Annotated in this window: 12 protein-coding genes; 8 read left to right on the forward strand and 4 right to left on the reverse strand. The window is 59.5% G+C overall.

Translation table 11 applies throughout. The features are described 5' to 3' along the window. Window positions 1-104 precede the first annotated feature (104 nt). Entirely contained in the window at window positions 105-824 is a 720-nt protein-coding gene (locus QD357_RS24550) for a hypothetical protein (protein WP_414125229.1), read from the reverse strand. A 410-nt stretch (window positions 825-1,234) separates the two neighbouring features. Between QD357_RS24550 and clpP the strand changes: the two genes are divergently transcribed. From clpP to QD357_RS24575, 5 genes are all read left to right on the forward strand, one after another. Next, window positions 1,235-1,867, forward strand: coding sequence for an ATP-dependent Clp endopeptidase proteolytic subunit ClpP (gene clpP / locus QD357_RS24555; RefSeq protein WP_104822662.1), 633 nt, complete (start codon window positions 1,235-1,237; stop codon window positions 1,865-1,867). Window positions 1,868-2,170: 303 nt separating this feature from the next. Next, window positions 2,171-3,448 carry an ATP-dependent Clp protease ATP-binding subunit ClpX gene (gene clpX, locus QD357_RS24560; RefSeq protein WP_414125230.1) on the forward strand — a complete coding sequence of 426 codons (1,278 nt, stop codon included), beginning with the start codon at window positions 2,171-2,173 and terminating at the stop codon, window positions 3,446-3,448. A gap of 420 nt (window positions 3,449-3,868) precedes the next feature. After that, complete coding sequence (lon, locus tag QD357_RS24565) at window positions 3,869-6,289, forward strand: endopeptidase La (RefSeq protein ID WP_107107719.1); 2,421 nt, start codon at window positions 3,869-3,871, stop codon at window positions 6,287-6,289. Window positions 6,290-6,494: 205 nt separating this feature from the next. Continuing rightward, entirely contained in the window at window positions 6,495-6,770 is a 276-nt protein-coding gene (gene hupB / locus QD357_RS24570; RefSeq protein WP_104822664.1) for a DNA-binding protein HupB, read from the forward strand. A gap of 226 nt (window positions 6,771-6,996) precedes the next feature. Next, window positions 6,997-7,539 carry an AAA family ATPase gene (locus QD357_RS24575; RefSeq protein WP_107107720.1) on the forward strand — a complete coding sequence of 181 codons (543 nt, stop codon included), beginning with the start codon at window positions 6,997-6,999 and terminating at the stop codon, window positions 7,537-7,539. A gap of 81 nt (window positions 7,540-7,620) precedes the next feature. Here QD357_RS24575 and QD357_RS24580 read toward each other — a convergent pair whose 3' ends face one another. Both QD357_RS24580 and QD357_RS24585 read right to left on the reverse strand, forming a co-directional pair. Further along, entirely contained in the window at window positions 7,621-7,968 is a 348-nt protein-coding gene (locus QD357_RS24580; RefSeq protein ID WP_107107721.1) for an antibiotic biosynthesis monooxygenase, read from the reverse strand. A gap of 219 nt (window positions 7,969-8,187) precedes the next feature. Further along, on the reverse strand, window positions 8,188-9,174 hold the full coding sequence (locus QD357_RS24585; protein WP_414125231.1) for an aldo/keto reductase: 987 nt from the start codon (window positions 9,172-9,174) through the stop codon (window positions 8,188-8,190). A 320-nt stretch (window positions 9,175-9,494) separates the two neighbouring features. On the opposite strand from QD357_RS24585, the gene QD357_RS24590 reads away from it, so the two are divergent. From QD357_RS24590 to QD357_RS24600, 3 genes are all read left to right on the forward strand, one after another. After that, window positions 9,495-10,730 carry a metallophosphoesterase family protein gene (locus tag QD357_RS24590; protein ID WP_107107723.1) on the forward strand — a complete coding sequence of 412 codons (1,236 nt, stop codon included), beginning with the start codon at window positions 9,495-9,497 and terminating at the stop codon, window positions 10,728-10,730. 3 nt (window positions 10,731-10,733) lie between these two features. After that, window positions 10,734-14,195: an AAA family ATPase gene (locus tag QD357_RS24595; RefSeq protein ID WP_414125232.1), complete on the forward strand. Its 3,462-nt coding sequence runs from the start codon at window positions 10,734-10,736 to the stop codon at window positions 14,193-14,195. Between the two features lie 108 nt (window positions 14,196-14,303). Then, window positions 14,304-14,699, forward strand: a complete 396-nt coding sequence (locus QD357_RS24600; RefSeq protein WP_107107725.1) for a cupin domain-containing protein — start codon at window positions 14,304-14,306, stop codon at window positions 14,697-14,699. A 41-nt stretch (window positions 14,700-14,740) separates the two neighbouring features. Here QD357_RS24600 and QD357_RS24605 read toward each other — a convergent pair whose 3' ends face one another. Further along, window positions 14,741-16,924, reverse strand: a complete 2,184-nt coding sequence (locus QD357_RS24605; protein ID WP_107107726.1) for a glycosyltransferase family 2 protein — start codon at window positions 16,922-16,924, stop codon at window positions 14,741-14,743. Between the last annotated feature and the right edge of the window lie 38 nt (window positions 16,925-16,962).

Raw genomic sequence — 16,962 nt, forward strand, 5'->3', positions numbered from 1 at the left:
CAGTTGGATGGCGGCCTCGTCAATCACACCGCGATTCTATAGGCTTCAAACCAAAAGGGAATCCCGGCGCCGCAAAAAATCCAAAGCTGCGATTCCTTTATTTATCAACAGTTCCTAAGCTCGAAATAATCCAGCAGGCCGCGTCGGTTCAGCACGCCCGTCAGCGTATCGGTAATGGAGATTGCTCGCCAGCGACGTTCGGATCGTTCCATCATCAGTCTGCCGCTGAGTGCGATTGCCGTGGTGATCAGCAGCGCGCTGCTAAGGGCGGAGTAGCTGCGATAGGTCAGAGCTTCCTCAAGGCTGGGTCGCAGGAGCGTCATCGACATGGCGGACGCGAAGCAGAGGCAGGCGAGCGCCATGAAAACGAAACCGAGCTGCCCGCGCACCCCCTCGCGTCGGCCTTCCGCGGGACGAACCGCAGAGGCGAGCAGCGTCGCGCCGACAGCGCCGGCGAGATCGTAAAGGATGACGCGATTGACGTAGCTCTCGTGAATCCAGGGCAGTTCGACGCCGGCAAACCAGATGAGCGGCGGGAACAGCGCCCGCCAGTCCAGCCTACGATTGTCCAGCCAGTAAAAGCCGGCGATCCAGGCGCTTTCGCCGAGCAGGGCAATGCCGTTGCCGACTTCGATCGACAGGAAATCCGGAATGAAGCCGCGCGCCGCCACCAACGCGAACCCGACGCCGCTGACGGTGAAGCCCATCGCCCACATCAAATAGGCGGGCGTCTGGCGATCATGCCGCCAGGCAAAGAAAAGCACGGTTGCGAGCGTAAACGCTTCGGAACACCAGATGGTGAGGCCCGTGGTGATATTGAGCACGATATGCGTTTCTCCCTTACCGTGGCGCGGATGTCGTCGGCGCAAAGGACACGGTAATGCTTGCAATGGAGGCATCATCGCCGAATAAGATGGTGAGTTCCTTAAGTCGGTTGGTAAATTTTAGCTGTGCATGGGAATGAGGCTGTGCCAACCTCGTCTGCGCTTCATCTTTCCTTCACCCTGCGGTTTGGAAAAGCGGTGGACCGCGCGCAGCGCATCATCAGATCTATTGGCATGGGGAAATCAGCGGTTAGAAACCCTTCCTCAACATCTCCTGAGCCATTAGGCCTTTTTGACGTTATCCTTTCGCGCGTCTTGAAGTGCAGGGCGGTGACACTCTATGTAGGGTAAAGGGATTTTATTCGATTCCCGGCAGTTCGCCGTCGGGGCAAGCTTGGTAAAGGACGCACATGAGAAATCCAGTCGATACAGCTATGGCTCTGGTGCCGATGGTTGTTGAGCAGACCAACCGCGGGGAACGGTCTTACGACATCTATTCTCGCCTGCTGAAGGAACGCATCATCTTCTTGACGGGCCCGGTCGAAGATCAAATGGCGACGCTGGTCTGCGCCCAGCTTCTCTTCCTCGAGGCGGAAAATCCGAAGAAAGAGATCGCGCTCTACATCAATTCGCCGGGCGGCGTCGTCACGGCAGGCATGGCAATTTATGACACCATGCAGTTCATCAAGCCCGCAGTATCGACGCTTTGCATCGGCCAGGCTGCGTCGATGGGCTCGCTGCTGCTCGCGGCTGGCGACAAGGACATGCGTTTCGCTACGCCGAATTCGCGCATCATGGTTCACCAGCCTTCCGGCGGTTTCCAGGGGCAGGCTTCGGACATCGAGCGCCACGCCCGCGACATCATCAAGATGAAGCGCCGCCTGAATGAAGTTTACGTCAAGCATTGCGGCCGAACCTACGAAGAGGTCGAGCAGACGCTCGATCGTGACCATTTCATGTCCTCCGATGAGGCCAAGGAATGGGGTCTGATCGACAAGGTGCTGACCTCCCGTACTGAAATGGAAGGTGAAACCCCCGCCTGAGTTATCCAAGGGCGGTGTCTTCTACGCCACAGTTCTATCCCATTTGTGATCGAATAGGGGTTTAATGTGGTGTAGAACACGGTAATAGTAAGCGTTAATGCTATGTAGCGATTTTATGACATAGCATTGGGCATTCGAAGGGGGATTCGTTGCCACCGCAGCCCGGGTATGTGGTCTGGGCTACGTTCAGTACCCCGAAGAGCGCCGCGATCTGCTGATGAAACGAGGGGCAGGTCCGGCGGGCGCATTGAGTGGACCGCGATTTCAATCTGGAAATCAGCGGCGTGCTGGAAGGAAAATGATATGAGCAAAGTCAGCGGCAGCAACGGCGGCGACTCCAAGAATACCCTGTATTGTTCATTCTGCGGCAAGAGCCAGCATGAAGTCCGGAAGCTTATTGCCGGACCGACCGTCTTCATCTGCGATGAATGCGTCGAGCTGTGCATGGACATCATCCGCGAGGAGAACAAATCCTCGATGGTGAAGTCCCGTGACGGCGTGCCGACACCGCAGGATATCATCAAGGTTCTCGACGAATACGTCATCGGCCAGAGGCAGGCGAAGAAGATCCTGTCGGTGGCGGTTCATAACCACTACAAGCGTCTCGCACATGCGTCCAAGAATGGCGATGTCGAATTGGCGAAGTCKAACATCATGCTCGTCGGCCCGACCGGCTGCGGCAAGACCTATCTTGCGCAGACGCTGGCCCGCATCATCGACGTGCCGTTCACCATGGCTGACGCGACGACGCTGACCGAAGCCGGCTACGTCGGTGAAGATGTTGAAAACATCATCCTGAAGCTGCTGCAGGCTGCCGACTACAATGTCGAGCGCGCCCAGCGCGGCATCGTCTACATCGACGAAGTCGACAAGATTTCGCGCAAGTCTGACAATCCGTCGATCACCCGCGACGTGTCGGGCGAAGGCGTGCAGCAGGCGCTGCTGAAGATCATGGAAGGCACGGTTGCTTCGGTTCCTCCGCAGGGTGGCCGCAAGCATCCGCAGCAGGAATTCCTGCAGGTCGACACGACGAACATCCTGTTCATCTGCGGCGGCGCTTTTGCCGGCCTCGACAAGATCATCTCCGCCCGCGGCGAAAAGACCTCGATCGGCTTCAGTGCTGCCGTCAAGGCGCCTGACGATCGTCGCGTCGGCGAAGTGCTGCGCGAACTGGAGCCGGAAGACCTGGTCAAGTTCGGCCTGATCCCGGAATTCATCGGTCGTCTGCCGGTTCTGGCGACGCTGGAAKACCTGGACGAGGATGCGCTGATCCAGATCCTGTCGGAACCGAAGAACGCGCTCGTCAAGCAGTACCAGCGCCTGTTCGAGATGGAAGACGTCGAGCTGACCTTCCACGAGGATGCGCTGCGCGAAATCGCCCGCAAGGCGATTGTTCGCAAGACCGGCGCGCGCGGCCTGCGCTCGATCATGGAAAAGATCCTGCTCGACACGATGTTCGATTTGCCGGCGCTGGAAGGCGTTCGCGAAGTGGTCATCTCCGAAGAGGTCGTTCGCGGCTCTGCCCGTCCGCTCTACATCTACGCGGACCGGCAGGAAGAAAAGGCCAACGCTACCGCCTGATCGCCAGATTTAAGGCCTAAATCCGGGGCTCGTCGTTGACGGGCCCCTTTCTATTTGAAAAATCGTACAGTTTCCTGATAAAGTCCGGGATAAGCTCACTGGAACGCCGACGAAACCGGTTGTTAAGAGCGCCTGCCGCGGCCATGATGGCGTGATTCTGGGGATCATCGGCGGATATGTGGATTTGCGTCCGGCTTCGGTCCATCGGGAACCGCATTGCCGGCGATGTTCGAGTAGCCGGGGTCCGGTGTTTGTTGTTGCGTTCCTCCTCGTGACATGCGTGTTTCGTGACCCTGCGGCGCGTTTTGCACGACTTGAAATGAATGATGTGAAGCTCCACTTCTAACCCAAGTGAGAGAGCCGGCTAATCCCTCCAAGCCGGCAGAGAGCCCGGGAACGGGACGACGGAAAGGAAATGACATGACTAAGAAAACGTCTGCGGCAAATGAGAGCATTGCCTATCCGGTATTGCCATTGCGCGACATCGTGGTTTTCCCCCACATGATCGTGCCGCTGTTCGTCGGACGGGAGAAGTCCATCCGCGCGCTGGAAGAGGTGATGGGGTCAGACAAGCAGATCATGCTCGTCACCCAGATCAACGCCAGCGACGATGATCCAGCCCCGGACGCAATCCACAGGGTCGGCACCGTAGCCAATGTGCTGCAGCTCCTGAAGCTCCCCGATGGCACCGTCAAGGTGCTGGTCGAAGGCCGGGCACGCGCAGAGATCGATTCCTACACGGCCCGCGAGGATTTTTATGAAGCCCTCGGCCATGTCCTGAATGAGCCGAGTGAAGATCCGGTCGAACTGGAAGCACTGAGCCGCTCGGTCGTTTCGGAATTCGAAAGCTATGTAAAGCTCAACAAGAAGATTTCGCCGGAAGTGGTTGGTGCAGCCAGCCAGATCGATGACTACTCGAAGCTCGCCGATACCGTTGCTTCGCACCTGTCGATCAAGATCACCGAGAAGCAGGAGATGCTGGAAACCACCAGCGTCAAGGGTCGCCTCGAAAAGGCGCTCGGCTTCATGGAAGGCGAGATTTCGGTTCTTCAGGTTGAAAAGCGCATCCGCTCGCGCGTCAAGCGCCAGATGGAGAAGACCCAGCGCGAATACTATCTGAATGAGCAGATGAAGGCGATCCAGAAGGAACTCGGCGACGGCGAGGAAGGCCGCGACGAGATGGCTGAACTGGAAGAGCGCATCTCCAAGACGAAGCTCTCCAAGGAAGCCAAGGAAAAGGCCGATGCGGAGCTGAAGAAGCTGCGTCAGATGAGCCCGATGTCGGCGGAGGCCACGGTCGTGCGCAACTATCTCGACTGGCTGCTGGGCATCCCCTGGCACAAGAAGTCGAAGATCAAGACCGATCTGAACAATGCCGAGAAGATCCTCGAAGCCGATCATTTCGGTCTCGAGAAGGTCAAGGAGCGCATCGTCGAATATCTGGCCGTCCAGGCTCGCGCGACCAAGATCAAGGGCCCGATCCTGTGCCTCGTTGGCCCTCCGGGCGTCGGCAAGACCTCGCTCGCTCAGTCGATCGCCAAGGCGACCGGCCGTGAGTACGTCCGCATGGCGCTTGGCGGCGTTCGTGACGAAGCCGAAATCCGCGGTCACCGCCGCACCTATATCGGCTCGATGCCCGGCAAGGTCATCCAGTCGATGAAGAAGGCGAAGAAGTCCAACCCGCTCTTCCTGCTCGACGAGATCGACAAGCTCGGCCAGGACTATCGCGGCGATCCGTCTTCGGCTTTGCTTGAGGTGCTGGACCCGGCGCAGAACTCGACCTTCATGGATCACTACCTGGAAGTCGAATACGACCTGTCTGACGTGATGTTCATCACGACGGCGAATACGCTGAACATCCCTGCGCCCCTGATGGACCGCATGGAGATCATCCGTATCGCCGGCTACACCGAAGACGAGAAGCGCGAAATCGCCAAGCGGCACCTGCTGCCGAAGGCCATCAAGGAACATGCGCTGCAGCCGAATGAATTTTCGGTCAGCGACGACGCCCTGATGGCGATCAGCCAGCAATATACCCGTGAAGCCGGTGTGCGTAACTTCGAGCGCGAATTGATGAAGCTCGCCCGCAAGGCGGTCACCGAGATCATCAAGGGCAAGACMAAGTCCGTCGCGGTMACCGCTGCGAATATCGACGAATATCTCGGCGTTCCGCGCTTCCGCCACGGCGAAGCCGAACGCGACGATCAGGTCGGTGTCGTAACCGGTCTCGCCTGGACGGAAGTCGGCGGCGAGCTGCTGACGATCGAAGGCGTGATGATGCCGGGCAAGGGCCGTATGACGGTCACCGGCAACCTGAAGGAAGTCATGAAGGAATCGATTTCCGCGGCGGCCTCTTATGTCCGCTCGCGTGCCGTCGATTTCGGCGTCCAGCCGCCGCTCTTCGACAAGAGCGACATCCACGTGCACGTGCCGGAAGGTGCGACACCGAAGGATGGCCCCTCGGCCGGTGTTGCCATGGCGACCGCCATCGTCTCGATCATGACCGGCATCCCGGTTTCCAAGGATGTCGCCATGACCGGTGAAATCACGCTGCGTGGCCGCGTGCTGCCGATCGGCGGCCTGAAGGAAAAGCTGCTTGCAGCGCTTCGCGGCGGCATCAAGAAGGTGCTGATTCCGGAGGAAAACGCCAAGGATCTGGCGGAGATTCCGGACAACGTGAAGAACAGCATGGAGATTGTCCCGGTATCCCGCATGGGCGAGGTCATCAAGCATGCGCTGGTGCGCAGGCCCGAGCCGATCGAGTGGGACGGCACCGTCGAAACACCCGTGATCGCAACGGTTGAAGGTGTCGACGATGTCGGGGCAACTATCGCCCACTAAGCGTGGTTGCGCCTCATTTGCGCCGAATTGACATAAAACCAGAAAAGACCGGCATTTTTGCCGGTCTTTTTTTGTGAAAAGCTTTTGACAGCGCTTGCTTTTCCTTGATTTGCAGGGCTTTTGGGGTTTGCGGCGGGCTGGAGCATTCGTATTCTACGCCCCGCTTACAAGATGAGTCGTTTCATACCAAGAAAGGGGTGGAAACATGAATAAGAATGAGCTCGTGTCGGCAGTGGCCGAGAAGGCCGGTATTACGAAGGCTGACGCTGCTTCCGCTGTTGACGCTGTTTTCGATACCGTCCAGTCTGAACTGAAGAAGGGCGGCGACATTCGTCTCGCAGGTTTCGGCAGCTTCACCGTTTCTCACCGTGCAGCCACGAAGGGTCGTAACCCGTCCACCGGCGCTGAGGTTGATATTGCGGCTCGCAACGTGCCGAAGTTCACGCCCGGCAAGGGCCTGAAGGACGCCGTCAACGGCTGATATCTCGTTTTCACCCGCCTATCGAGGCTTTAGCTCGATGGTGGAGGATATGGGGGGTTCGAAGTATTTCGGACCCCCTTTTTCGTTCTTGTCTGGCAAATGCCATCAATGACGACTTTCGGCCCGAAGCCGACTTTCATTCCTGGATTTTCGCACCAAGTACGCCGTCGAAACTTGTGCAATTGAAAACTTCCAAAGAGCGTACGGCTCATCGAATGAGGGCGACATGGGTGTCAGAAACTATCTGATCGAGGGTGTTTCCGGGACTGGCAAGACCTCGGTCGCCACCGAACTGCAGCGGCGTGGTTATCACGTCATTCATGGTGACCGTGAATTGGCCTATGAAGGCGATCCCGTGACGGGCGAACCGCTGGATAGCTCTGCATTAGACCAGAATATTCTGGATGTGGCCTTCCGGCACAGGCTCCACCTTTGGGACGTCGACAAAGTCAAATCTCTGCTGGCGGACAAAAGCCATCCGATCTCCTTCTTCTGCGGCGGCTCAAGAAATTTTCATCGCTTTATTGATCTGTTTGACGAGGTATTTGTTCTCGATGTTGACGCCGTCACTTTAAAGAGGCGGCTTGCGGAGCGACCTGAAGACGAGTTTGGCGGCAAGCCGGCCGAACAAGAGCTAGTCTTGCAACTGCACGCATCGAAGGAAGACGAGCCCAGGAACGCGAGGATCATTGATGCCACTGCACAGCTCTCCTCCGTTGTCGATGACATTCTTTCGAGCTGCGGAGAACTCAATCAAAACCGGCGATGACCGTCTGGCGCATCTAAGCCACGGGCTGTGTTCGGCCCGAAGCGCGACTCGCGATCATAAAAGGGCTTTAGGCAGGGACGCCTATTCGTCCTCGCGGGGACGATCATGACCGGACACTAGCCCGGTCGAAACCACGGTCTCGAAATACTCGACCTTCAAATCGAAGGAGCGCAAAAGCTTCTGCGTACTCGGCTTCACCACCGCATCGTCAAAATCGCCTTTGCCAAAATGACCAGCGGAAGCCATATCGGCCCAAAAGCTCATCACCACCAATTCATTGTCGTTGCCTCGAACCTTGCGGGCGAGGGTCGCCCCGAGATGGCCGGGAAGCTGCGCCATTTCAACAAAAGTGGTCGTCTCAAGATGCTTCGCATAGGCTGCCAGCACCTCGTCAGAGCCAGCGACGGCCCGCCAGGAACGAACGATCATATCAACTCCCTATTCCGCCTGGAGGGTGCTTGTAGCCCCCATCGCCCGATGTCCGATCGTGATTTATGCACCGCTTTCGTTGCCCGGCAATCTCAATTGCGTGTGTATTGGAGGCTCGAAATTCCAGAGGGTGGTCAAAGCAGCGTCCGCCCGCCATTGGACAAAAAATCTATGGCCGGATCTGCATCCGGCCACAGATTTTCCCGGAAACGCCTGCCGTTACCAGCGGTGATGGACGTGCGGGGCAATCAGGCGTTCGTAGATCTCCCGCGTTGCCGCCATGACATCGGCCGAAAGCGGTGCAAGGTCGGCGGCGGCCGCGTTGGCCTTGGCCTGCTCGGCATTGCGGGCGCCGGGGATGACGACCGTGACTGCGTCGCTCATCAAGATCCAGCGCAGTGCAAAAGCGGCCATACTAGCGCCTGCGGGGATAAGCTTGCGGACTTCTTCGACCGCCTGCAGGCCGACATCGAACGGCACGCCGGCAAAGGTCTCGCCGACATCGAAGGCTTCGCCGTGGCGGTTGAAGTTGCGATGGTCGTCGTTGGCAAACTGGGTATCGCGGGTGATCTTGCCGGAAAGCAGACCGGAGGCCAGCGGCACGCGGGCAATGACCGCGACATTCCTGCGTCTGGCTTCCTTGAAGAACAGGTGGTCGGGACGTTGACGGAAGATGTTGTAGATGATCTGGATGCTAAGCACGCCCGGATATTCGATCGCCTTGAGGGCTTCCTCGACGTTCGAGACACTGACGCCGTATCCTTTGATCTTTCCGGCCTTCTGCAGCTCATCGAGTCCGACGAAGACCTCTGGGCGGTAGAGCACCTCTGTCGGCGGGCAATGCAACTGCACCAGGTCCAGGCTGTCGACGCCGAGGTTTTTCAGGCTGCGGTCGATKAAGCCTTCGAGATTGGCCTTGGTGTAACCGTCAGCGACGTGCGGGTTGAGCCGCCGACCGGCCTTGGTCGCGACCATCGGGCGCGTGCCGCCACGAGCTTTCAGTACGTCCGCGATGATCTTTTCGGAGCGGCCATCGCCATAGACGTCGGCCGTATCGATGAAGGTCATGCCGGCGTCGAGCGCGGCGTTCAAGGCGGCGCGGCCGTCGGCCTCGCTGACATCACCCCAGGCGCCGCCGATCTGCCAGGCGCCGAAGCCGACATTCGTAACGACAAAAGGCGTGCGGACGAAAGCATCATGTTTCATGGAATTGTCTCCGTTCGTAATGAAATGCCAAGGCACTACCAGCCGCTCAGAGTGCCGACAAGCCTCAGCATGTCGCGCAAAGTGCGTAGCGGTTTTGCGATAACGACATGCGCAAAATCAAGAGCCTAAAGCGCAAGGAGCGAATCCAAGAGATCGCAATGCGCTTTAGGACGAAGTTGCAGGATCGCAATCGCGTGACATAGGAGGATGACAGGGCGTGGCAATAGACGAAAGCGTTGGATGACTTCTGCCGCACGGTATTCATCGGCTCCGTATTTCCCTAAAAGAAGATGCCAGATATCTGACGAAGACCGGAGCTTATGCCCTCTTTCAGTTTCATCCACGCCGCCGATCTGCATCTCGGCAGTCCTTTTCAGGGACTGGCGTTGAAAGATGCTTCTGTCGCCGCTGTCTTCGTGGAAGCGAGCCGCAAGGCCTTTTCGACGCTGGTGGGGCTGGCGATCGAGAAAGCGGTCGATTTCTTCCTCATTGCCGGCGATGTCTATGACGGCGATTGGAAGGACAACAAGATCGGCCTGTTCTTCAATCGGGAAATGGCGCGGCTGGAGCGGGCCGGCATCCGGGTCTATCTGCTGCGCGGCAATCACGACGCGGCGAGTGTCATCACCAAGACCATTACGCTGCCGGCCAATGTCCATGAATTCCCCACCAACAAGCCTGGCTCCGTTAAGCTGGATGCCTTGCAGGTGGCGCTGCACGGGCAGGGCTTTGCCGAACGCTCTGCCAACGACAATCTGGCGCTTGCCTATCCCGCGCCCGTGTCCGGCTGGTTCAATATCGGTATTCTCCATACCTCGCTGACCGGCCGCGAGCCGCATGCTCCCTATGCGCCGTGTTCGGTCGACGACCTGCGTTCGCGCGGTTACGATTATTGGGCGCTCGGCCATGTGCACGACTACGAGGTGGTGGCGAGCGACCCGCTGGTGGTTTTCCCCGGCAACCTGCAGGGCCGCAGCATTCGCGAGCGCGGTGCAAAGGGCGCCGTGCTGGTCACGGTCGACGAGGGCCGCGTCAGCCACGAGCGCTTGATTGTCGACGAGGCGCGGTTCGCGCAGGCCGATATCGTCGTCGATCCGGAGGATGACCAGGCCGCAATCCTGCGCCGCATCGAGCAGGCGGTGCAGCCACTTGCCGATAATATGGCGGGACGCATGACGGCGCTGCGCGTTCGGCTGTCGGGCATCACGCCATTGCAGGGCACTATTGCGGCCAATCGCCAGCAATGGCGCGACGAGGTCGAGGGGGCGTGCCATCGCGTGCATGAGGATATCTGGCTGGAGAAGCTGGAACTGCGGCTGGAGCCGCCCGTAGCGAGCGCTGTCGAGGCCAATGGCACGCTCGATCTCGGCCAATTGCTGACCGAACATGCGGGTGATGCGGATATTGTCGCGGAAGCGGAAAAGCTCGTCGGCGAGATCGCGATGCGCTTGCCATCCGGTCTGGGCGCGGCGGAGTTGCCGCTTGATGATACCGTCGAGATGTTGATCGAGGAAGCGCGGCAATTGCTGCTGGCGCGCGGGCAGAGGGCAGGCTGACCCATGCGCTTCGATCGGCTCGACATTCTCCGCTACGGCGCGCTGACCGAGCGCACGCTCGATTTTCGCGTTGGCGCCAAGCTGCATGTCATTTACGGGCCAAACGAGGCGGGCAAGTCCTCGGCGCTCAGCGCCATTTCCGATCTGCTTTTCGGCTTTCCCGTTGCGGCCGAACAAAGCTTCCTGCATGAGCCGACGAGCCTGCGTGTCGGCGCGGCAATCAGCGCGCGGGATGGTGCGACGCTCGCTTTCCGACGCCGCCGCGGGCGCAAGAACACTCTGCTCGCTCCCGATGACAAGGAGGCGCCGCTTGCCGAAGATGCCCTGGCACTGTTTCTCGGCAATTTGAGCCGCGACGTCTTCGAGCGCGCTTTCGGCCTCGATTCTCTCCGATTGCGGCAGGGAGCAACCGCCATGCTGCATAGCGGCGGAGAGATTGGTAGCCTGCTGTTTTCCGCCGCCTCCGGCCTCACCGGCCTCTCTCGCTTGCGGCAGTCTCTTGACGGTGAAGCGGACGGCATCTACGCGCCGCGTCGGTCGAAGGATCGCAGCTTCTACCGGGCACTGGACCGCCATGACGAGGCCCGCAAGGCCGAACGCGACAATGAGCTCAAATCGGGTGACTGGAAGAAGCTGCTGGCCGAAGCCACGGAACTGGAAACGGAACTGGAGCGCCTGCAGGACCAGCGCCGCGAGACGCGGCAGGCGCTCGATCGGCTGCAAAGGTTGAAGACGCTGCAGCCGCTGCTGGCCGAAATCGACGGCGAGATCGCGGCGCTCGACCGCCTCGTCGATCTCTCGGCGATAGCGGACAGTTTTGCGGACCGGCTGGAGCAAAGCCTGAGCGATAAGCGCGCCGCCGAAGACGAGCTGCGCCGTGCCCAGCAATTGGCCACGCGCACCGGTGAAGAACTGTCGTCGATTGAGATAGACGAAACTCTGCTGCAGATATCGGGCGACATTACGCAGCTCTTTGCTGATACCGGCAACTATCGCAGCCAGCGCCAGGATCTGCCGCGCGTCGATCAGGAATTGGCCGGCTATGACGCGGCGCTCATACAGCTTGGCCGCCGCCTCGGCTTTTCAGATGTTGCGCAGTTGGAAAAACGGCAGCCGAGCGATGCCGACTGCGCCCGGCTCTCCGAACTGGTGGAAGAGGGCAGGCGATCGCTGCTCCGGGCTCAGGCCATTGCGGAGCAATTGGAGAGCGAGCGCGGGCAGCTCGCGGCGTTGGAAAAGGATGGCCTCGCCGGTCGTTTGATCGATCCCCGGCCTCATATCGACCAACTGGAGTCTCTGGGCGGTGACTTGGCTTCCCTTGCCCGTCTCGATGCGTTGGAGACACAGATCCGCCGCGCCGAGACGAACCTTCACGAGGCCGCTGCCCGCCTGCGTCCTCCCGTCGCCGATGTCGAGGCGCTATTCACCGCACCGCTGCCKGACACAGCCGAGATCGCCACGCATCGCGAGACGATTGATGCCGCCCGCGGCAGCCTGCGCGAGGCATCGGACAAGGTACGTGTCTATGATGAGCAGTTGGCCGAGATCGAGCGGGCGCTGGAGGATGCCGAGCGTACAGGCCCGATCGTCACGCGTGAACAGATCGCCGACGCTCGGGACGCGCGCAATGTCCTATGGCAATCGATCCGCGATGGATTGGCGGATGGTGGCCGTGCTCTCGAAGGCAAAGCGATCGCCAGTTTCACGACGAGCCTTGCGGAAGCGGATCGCCTGGCCGATGCGGCACTGAGCGATGCAGACCGGGTTTCGCGCCATGCGGACAATCTTTTGCGTCAGGCGCGGCTGCGACAAGAGCGCGAGGCCGCTGTAAGGCGACTGCGGCAGCACGAGGAAACATCGGCGCAGGCGCTCGCCGCCTTTGCGGCGCTTTTCGAGCCCTGCGCTATCGCGGCGCTCGATCCGGCGGCCATGCTGGAATGGCGGCGCGCGGTCGAAGGGCTGTTGCGGGAGTGCCGGGCCCTGCACGATCTGGTGGACGAGCGGGATGAAGCCACCCTTGCTGAAGCGCGCGTTGCTCCGGCACTAAAAGATCTCGCTGACGCCACAGGCTATAAAAGCGCTCGCCTGCCGTCAGGCGCCATGGCGGAAGGATTGCGAAAACATCTTCGCCTGCTCTCGGAGCGCTGGAATGAAAGCCGCACGCGCGAAGGTGAGATCGCTTCGGCACGCGACCGGCTGACGCGTCTTGGCGAACAGCAGCAAGATATCGAGCGGCGCCAGACCGCTTGGAGCGACGCGTTCGGCAAAGCTGTCCTGCCGTTCGGTCTTCCTGCAGATGCGACGCTGGAAATGGCTGCMGCTGCCTTGAAGGCATGGACGGAGCTTCCGGATGTCTTGGCGGAGCATGACAACCGTCGACGCCGTGTCAGCKGCATGCGCCGCGACATGGCCGATTTCGAGCGCCGGCTTGCCACGCTTGCCGCAACTGCCGGCTATGAACTCGATCACCTGCCGCCGGATGCCGCAGCCGAAGCGCTGCACGCCCGCGTCAATGCGGCGCGCGGTGACCAAAAGAAGCGCGATCAACTCGACGAGGAGCGCCAGCGTGCCGAGGCGCAGGCTATCCGTTGCGATGACGCCGTTGCAAAAGTGATGGCCGATCTTGCCCGTCTGACCGCCGATCTGCCTGAGGATACCGATCTGTCGGCATTGCTCTCACGCCTGCGCGAACGTGCCCGGCTGAACACGAGGCTGATGGAAAGCTGCGACCGTTTCCGCCAGCAGGCCGACGGCGACAGCGAAGATGAAACCCGCACCCAGCTCGCCGGCTTCGAGCGCGTTGCCGCGGAGCTGGAAATCKAGCGGCTGACCGCCGAAGATCTCCGGCAATTCACTGCGCATGGCGAACTGATCGCGCGTTTGTCGGAAAACCAGCGCCAGCGGCGCGCCCTGGAGACCGGCGTCAGCGCTGAACATGCCGTGTTCGAGAAGCTCTCCGCCGAGCAGGAGGCCAAGGAACTGGCACGGCAATGGGTGGTGCTGAAACTCGCGGCACGGATGTTGGCAAGCTCGATGGAGGCCTATCGCGAGCAGCAGGCCGATCCCGTCATCACGCGGGCAGGGGATTTGTTCTCGTTGCTGACCGGCCAGCGCTTTGCGCGATTGGTCGAAGAACATGACGAAAGGGATGCTCTGCAACTGCTGGCGGAGCGCTCCGGCGGCGAGCGTGTGCCGCTGGATGGCTTGAGCGAGGGTACTGGCGACCAGCTTTACCTCGCGCTGCGGCTCGCCTTCCTCGAAGATTATTCGTCCCGCAACGAGCCCGCGCCGCTGATTGTCGACGATATCTTCCAAACCTTCGACGATGATCGCGTCAGCGCCGGCCTGAAGGCGCTCGCCGGCACGGCGGAGCGTTTCCAAACCATTCTTTTCACCCATGAAATGAGTCTGGTCGAGATTGCCAAACGGGAGATCGGCAAGGATTTGGATCTGATCCAATTGTAGAGCGTTAGCGTCGGTGTTGTCGCTTGGATGACGTCATCGAATGGCATAGGCTGGCAGCAGAGAAAGAGGCGCGGCAAGCGTCGCGCTGGCAGAAGCAGGAGAAACGCCGTGGAGATCAAGCCCAAGGGATCGCGCCCGTCCTTCGATGCGCCGGCCGAATATTTTACCGGTGGCGTGCGTCAGGAACCATTGATGCAGGCAGAGGCGCCGGCACGCGTCCAGGTGGTCAATGTCAGCTTCGACCCGGGCGCCCGCACGGCCTGGCACACGCATCCCTTCGGCCAGACACTGGTCGTCACCTCCGGCAAGGGACTCGCGCAAAGCTGGGGCGGCGAAATCCGGGAGATCAATACCGGCGACGTTCTCTGGTTCGCTCCGGGCGAAAAGCATTGGCACGGCGCTGGGCCGGACACCGCGCTGACGCACATCGCCATTCAGGAGATGCAGGACGGCAAGGCCGCCGACTGGATGGAATATGTAACCGAAGAGCAGTATCGCGGGTAAAACAACGCGACGGTTCCCTTAGGTGGGATAGCTGCCGAAACTTACATCGATGGAATACGCAGCTTTGTTGGCATCAAGATCTTCGGGTCCGATTTGTCTCGGCTGTATGCCGGATTGATCGCCGGGTCCTCGAAAGTCTGCGTCGCGTGCAGCCGGCGCAGATTGTCTTTTTCCCGCTCAAATCGCTTTTTCCGTTCTCCCGATTTGTCCGATCCCCGTGAAAGCGATTCATGATGGTAGAGACAGGCAAATGGCGTCCATATGATGCGAAACCCCGCCTTGTGGGCGCGCAGGCAATAGTCGACGTCATTATAGGCGACGGCGAAATTTTCTTCGTCGAACGTGTCGATGGCTTCGGCGCAGTCGCCGGAAATCAGCATGACCGCCCCGGTCACGCAGGTCATCGAATTGCGGACGTGCAGCCTGTTCATCGGCCCGCCGAAATCCTTGGGCTTGTTCATATACCAATGACCCGCCAACCCGCCGAAGCCGATAATAACGCCGGCATGTTGGATCTTGTCGTTCGGATAAAGAAGCTTGGCGCCGACGATGCCGGTCCCTTCATAGGCAAGACAGGCCACCATCTCCTTCAGCCAGTCGGGCTCGATAATCTCGACGTCATTGTTGAGGATCAGATAGTGCTCACCTTTGGCGGCGCGCAAACCGCGATTGATCGACCGGGAAAAATTGAAGGGTTCAGGCGTGATCGAGGCCGAAAACTCTGGCCGCGTTTCGCGGTAGTGCGCGTAGAGATCCAGGACGGCCTTGTCCGAAGAGCCGTTGTCGATGACGAGCACTTCGAAATCGGCATAGTCCGTTCGCTCGAAGATATCCTTCAACACCCTGGAGATCAGGTCGAAGCTATCCTTGCTGGGAATGATGATGGATATCTTCGGCCATGACATCTTCGGACGCTCGAACATCACGCGATGCAGGGTATTCGTCAGCGCGCCCTCAACGCGGACGGGCTGCCGTTGACGCTCAAATCGTTCGACAAGCGCCTTTCTGGCGTTGGCCGTCGCGGCATCCATGAATTTCCGCGAATAGGTGCGGCCATTGCGCCGCCACCAATAGGCTGGGTAGGGCAGGTGAAGGATGGTATTGTCGGGCAGTCCTTCCAGATAGCGCAGCAGGAGATCATAATCCTGCGATCCGTCATATCCGGTGCGGATATAGCCGATCTCCTGAAGCCGGCTACGGCGGTAGATGGAGAAATGATTGATGTAGTTGACGCCTGTCAGAAGAACGGGGTCATAGGCCGGTTTCAACATCAGCCCCTTGGGCTTCAGCATGTCGTCGACAACCAGTTCATCGGTATAAAGGAAATTGGCATCCGGATTCTGCTCCAACGTGTGCCGCACGACCTTGAAGGCATGAGGGGCGATTACGTCGTCATGGTCGAGGAAAGCGACCCATAGGCCGCGCGCATGCGAAAGTCCGGCGTTGGTAGCGGCTGCTATGCCACCGTTCTTCTCGTTCAGAACAAAATGGACATTGTCTCTCGGTCTCTGCGTCTCAAACCATCGCCGTGTTTCCAGCGAGGTCGATCCGTCGTCGCTTAGAATGAGTTCCGTACCCTCTTGGTTTTGTGCCTCGAAGGATTTCAGGAGATCGTCGAGATACCGTGCCGGAGCGTTATAGACGGGAACGACAACGCTGAGCCATAGCCCAGCCGTCGAGGAAACAGGGGAGGCAGCGAGATCGGCGGCAAGCCGGTAACTTGTTTCCGCATATTCTATCGCAGCATTCTTAGAACGTTTTCCGAAGGGCAGTTTTGGCAGCTTCGTCCAATACTGCGCCAGTTTGCCGAGATCGACCCGTTCCGCTTGCCCATGGGGGCCGAGTAGCGTTGAAATATGCTTCTCGGCCGATTTCACCGAAGAAAAAGCCGCAACGTTGAAGCTGAACGTCGTCGGGAAAGTTGCGGGATCGGCGCGGAGCGAGCAGATGGTGCCGACGGCTCCCACATCGGCCGTAATAATGAAGCGACGCCCTGCCGACAGCGTGACCGCATCCTTTTCCCGAAAGCCGCGACCGCGATTGACGTAGAACTTCGGGTCGATCGGCTCATCGGTGCCGGCAATATGAACGACGACAAGCCTCTTTCTGACGGGCGCAAAGCGAATTTCGAAAGCAGGATCGTCGCCAAGGGATGTCCATAAATTGGCATCCGCACCGGAAATCTGGCGTCGAAGATCGTTATTGGGAAAAATCTTAAGTGTCATTGATTTCTTAATATCCAAATCCCGGCCACAGAGAGCGT

The organism is Rhizobium sp. BR 317, assembly GCF_047445835.1.
Lineage (GTDB): Bacteria > Pseudomonadota > Alphaproteobacteria > Rhizobiales > Rhizobiaceae > Rhizobium > Rhizobium paranaense.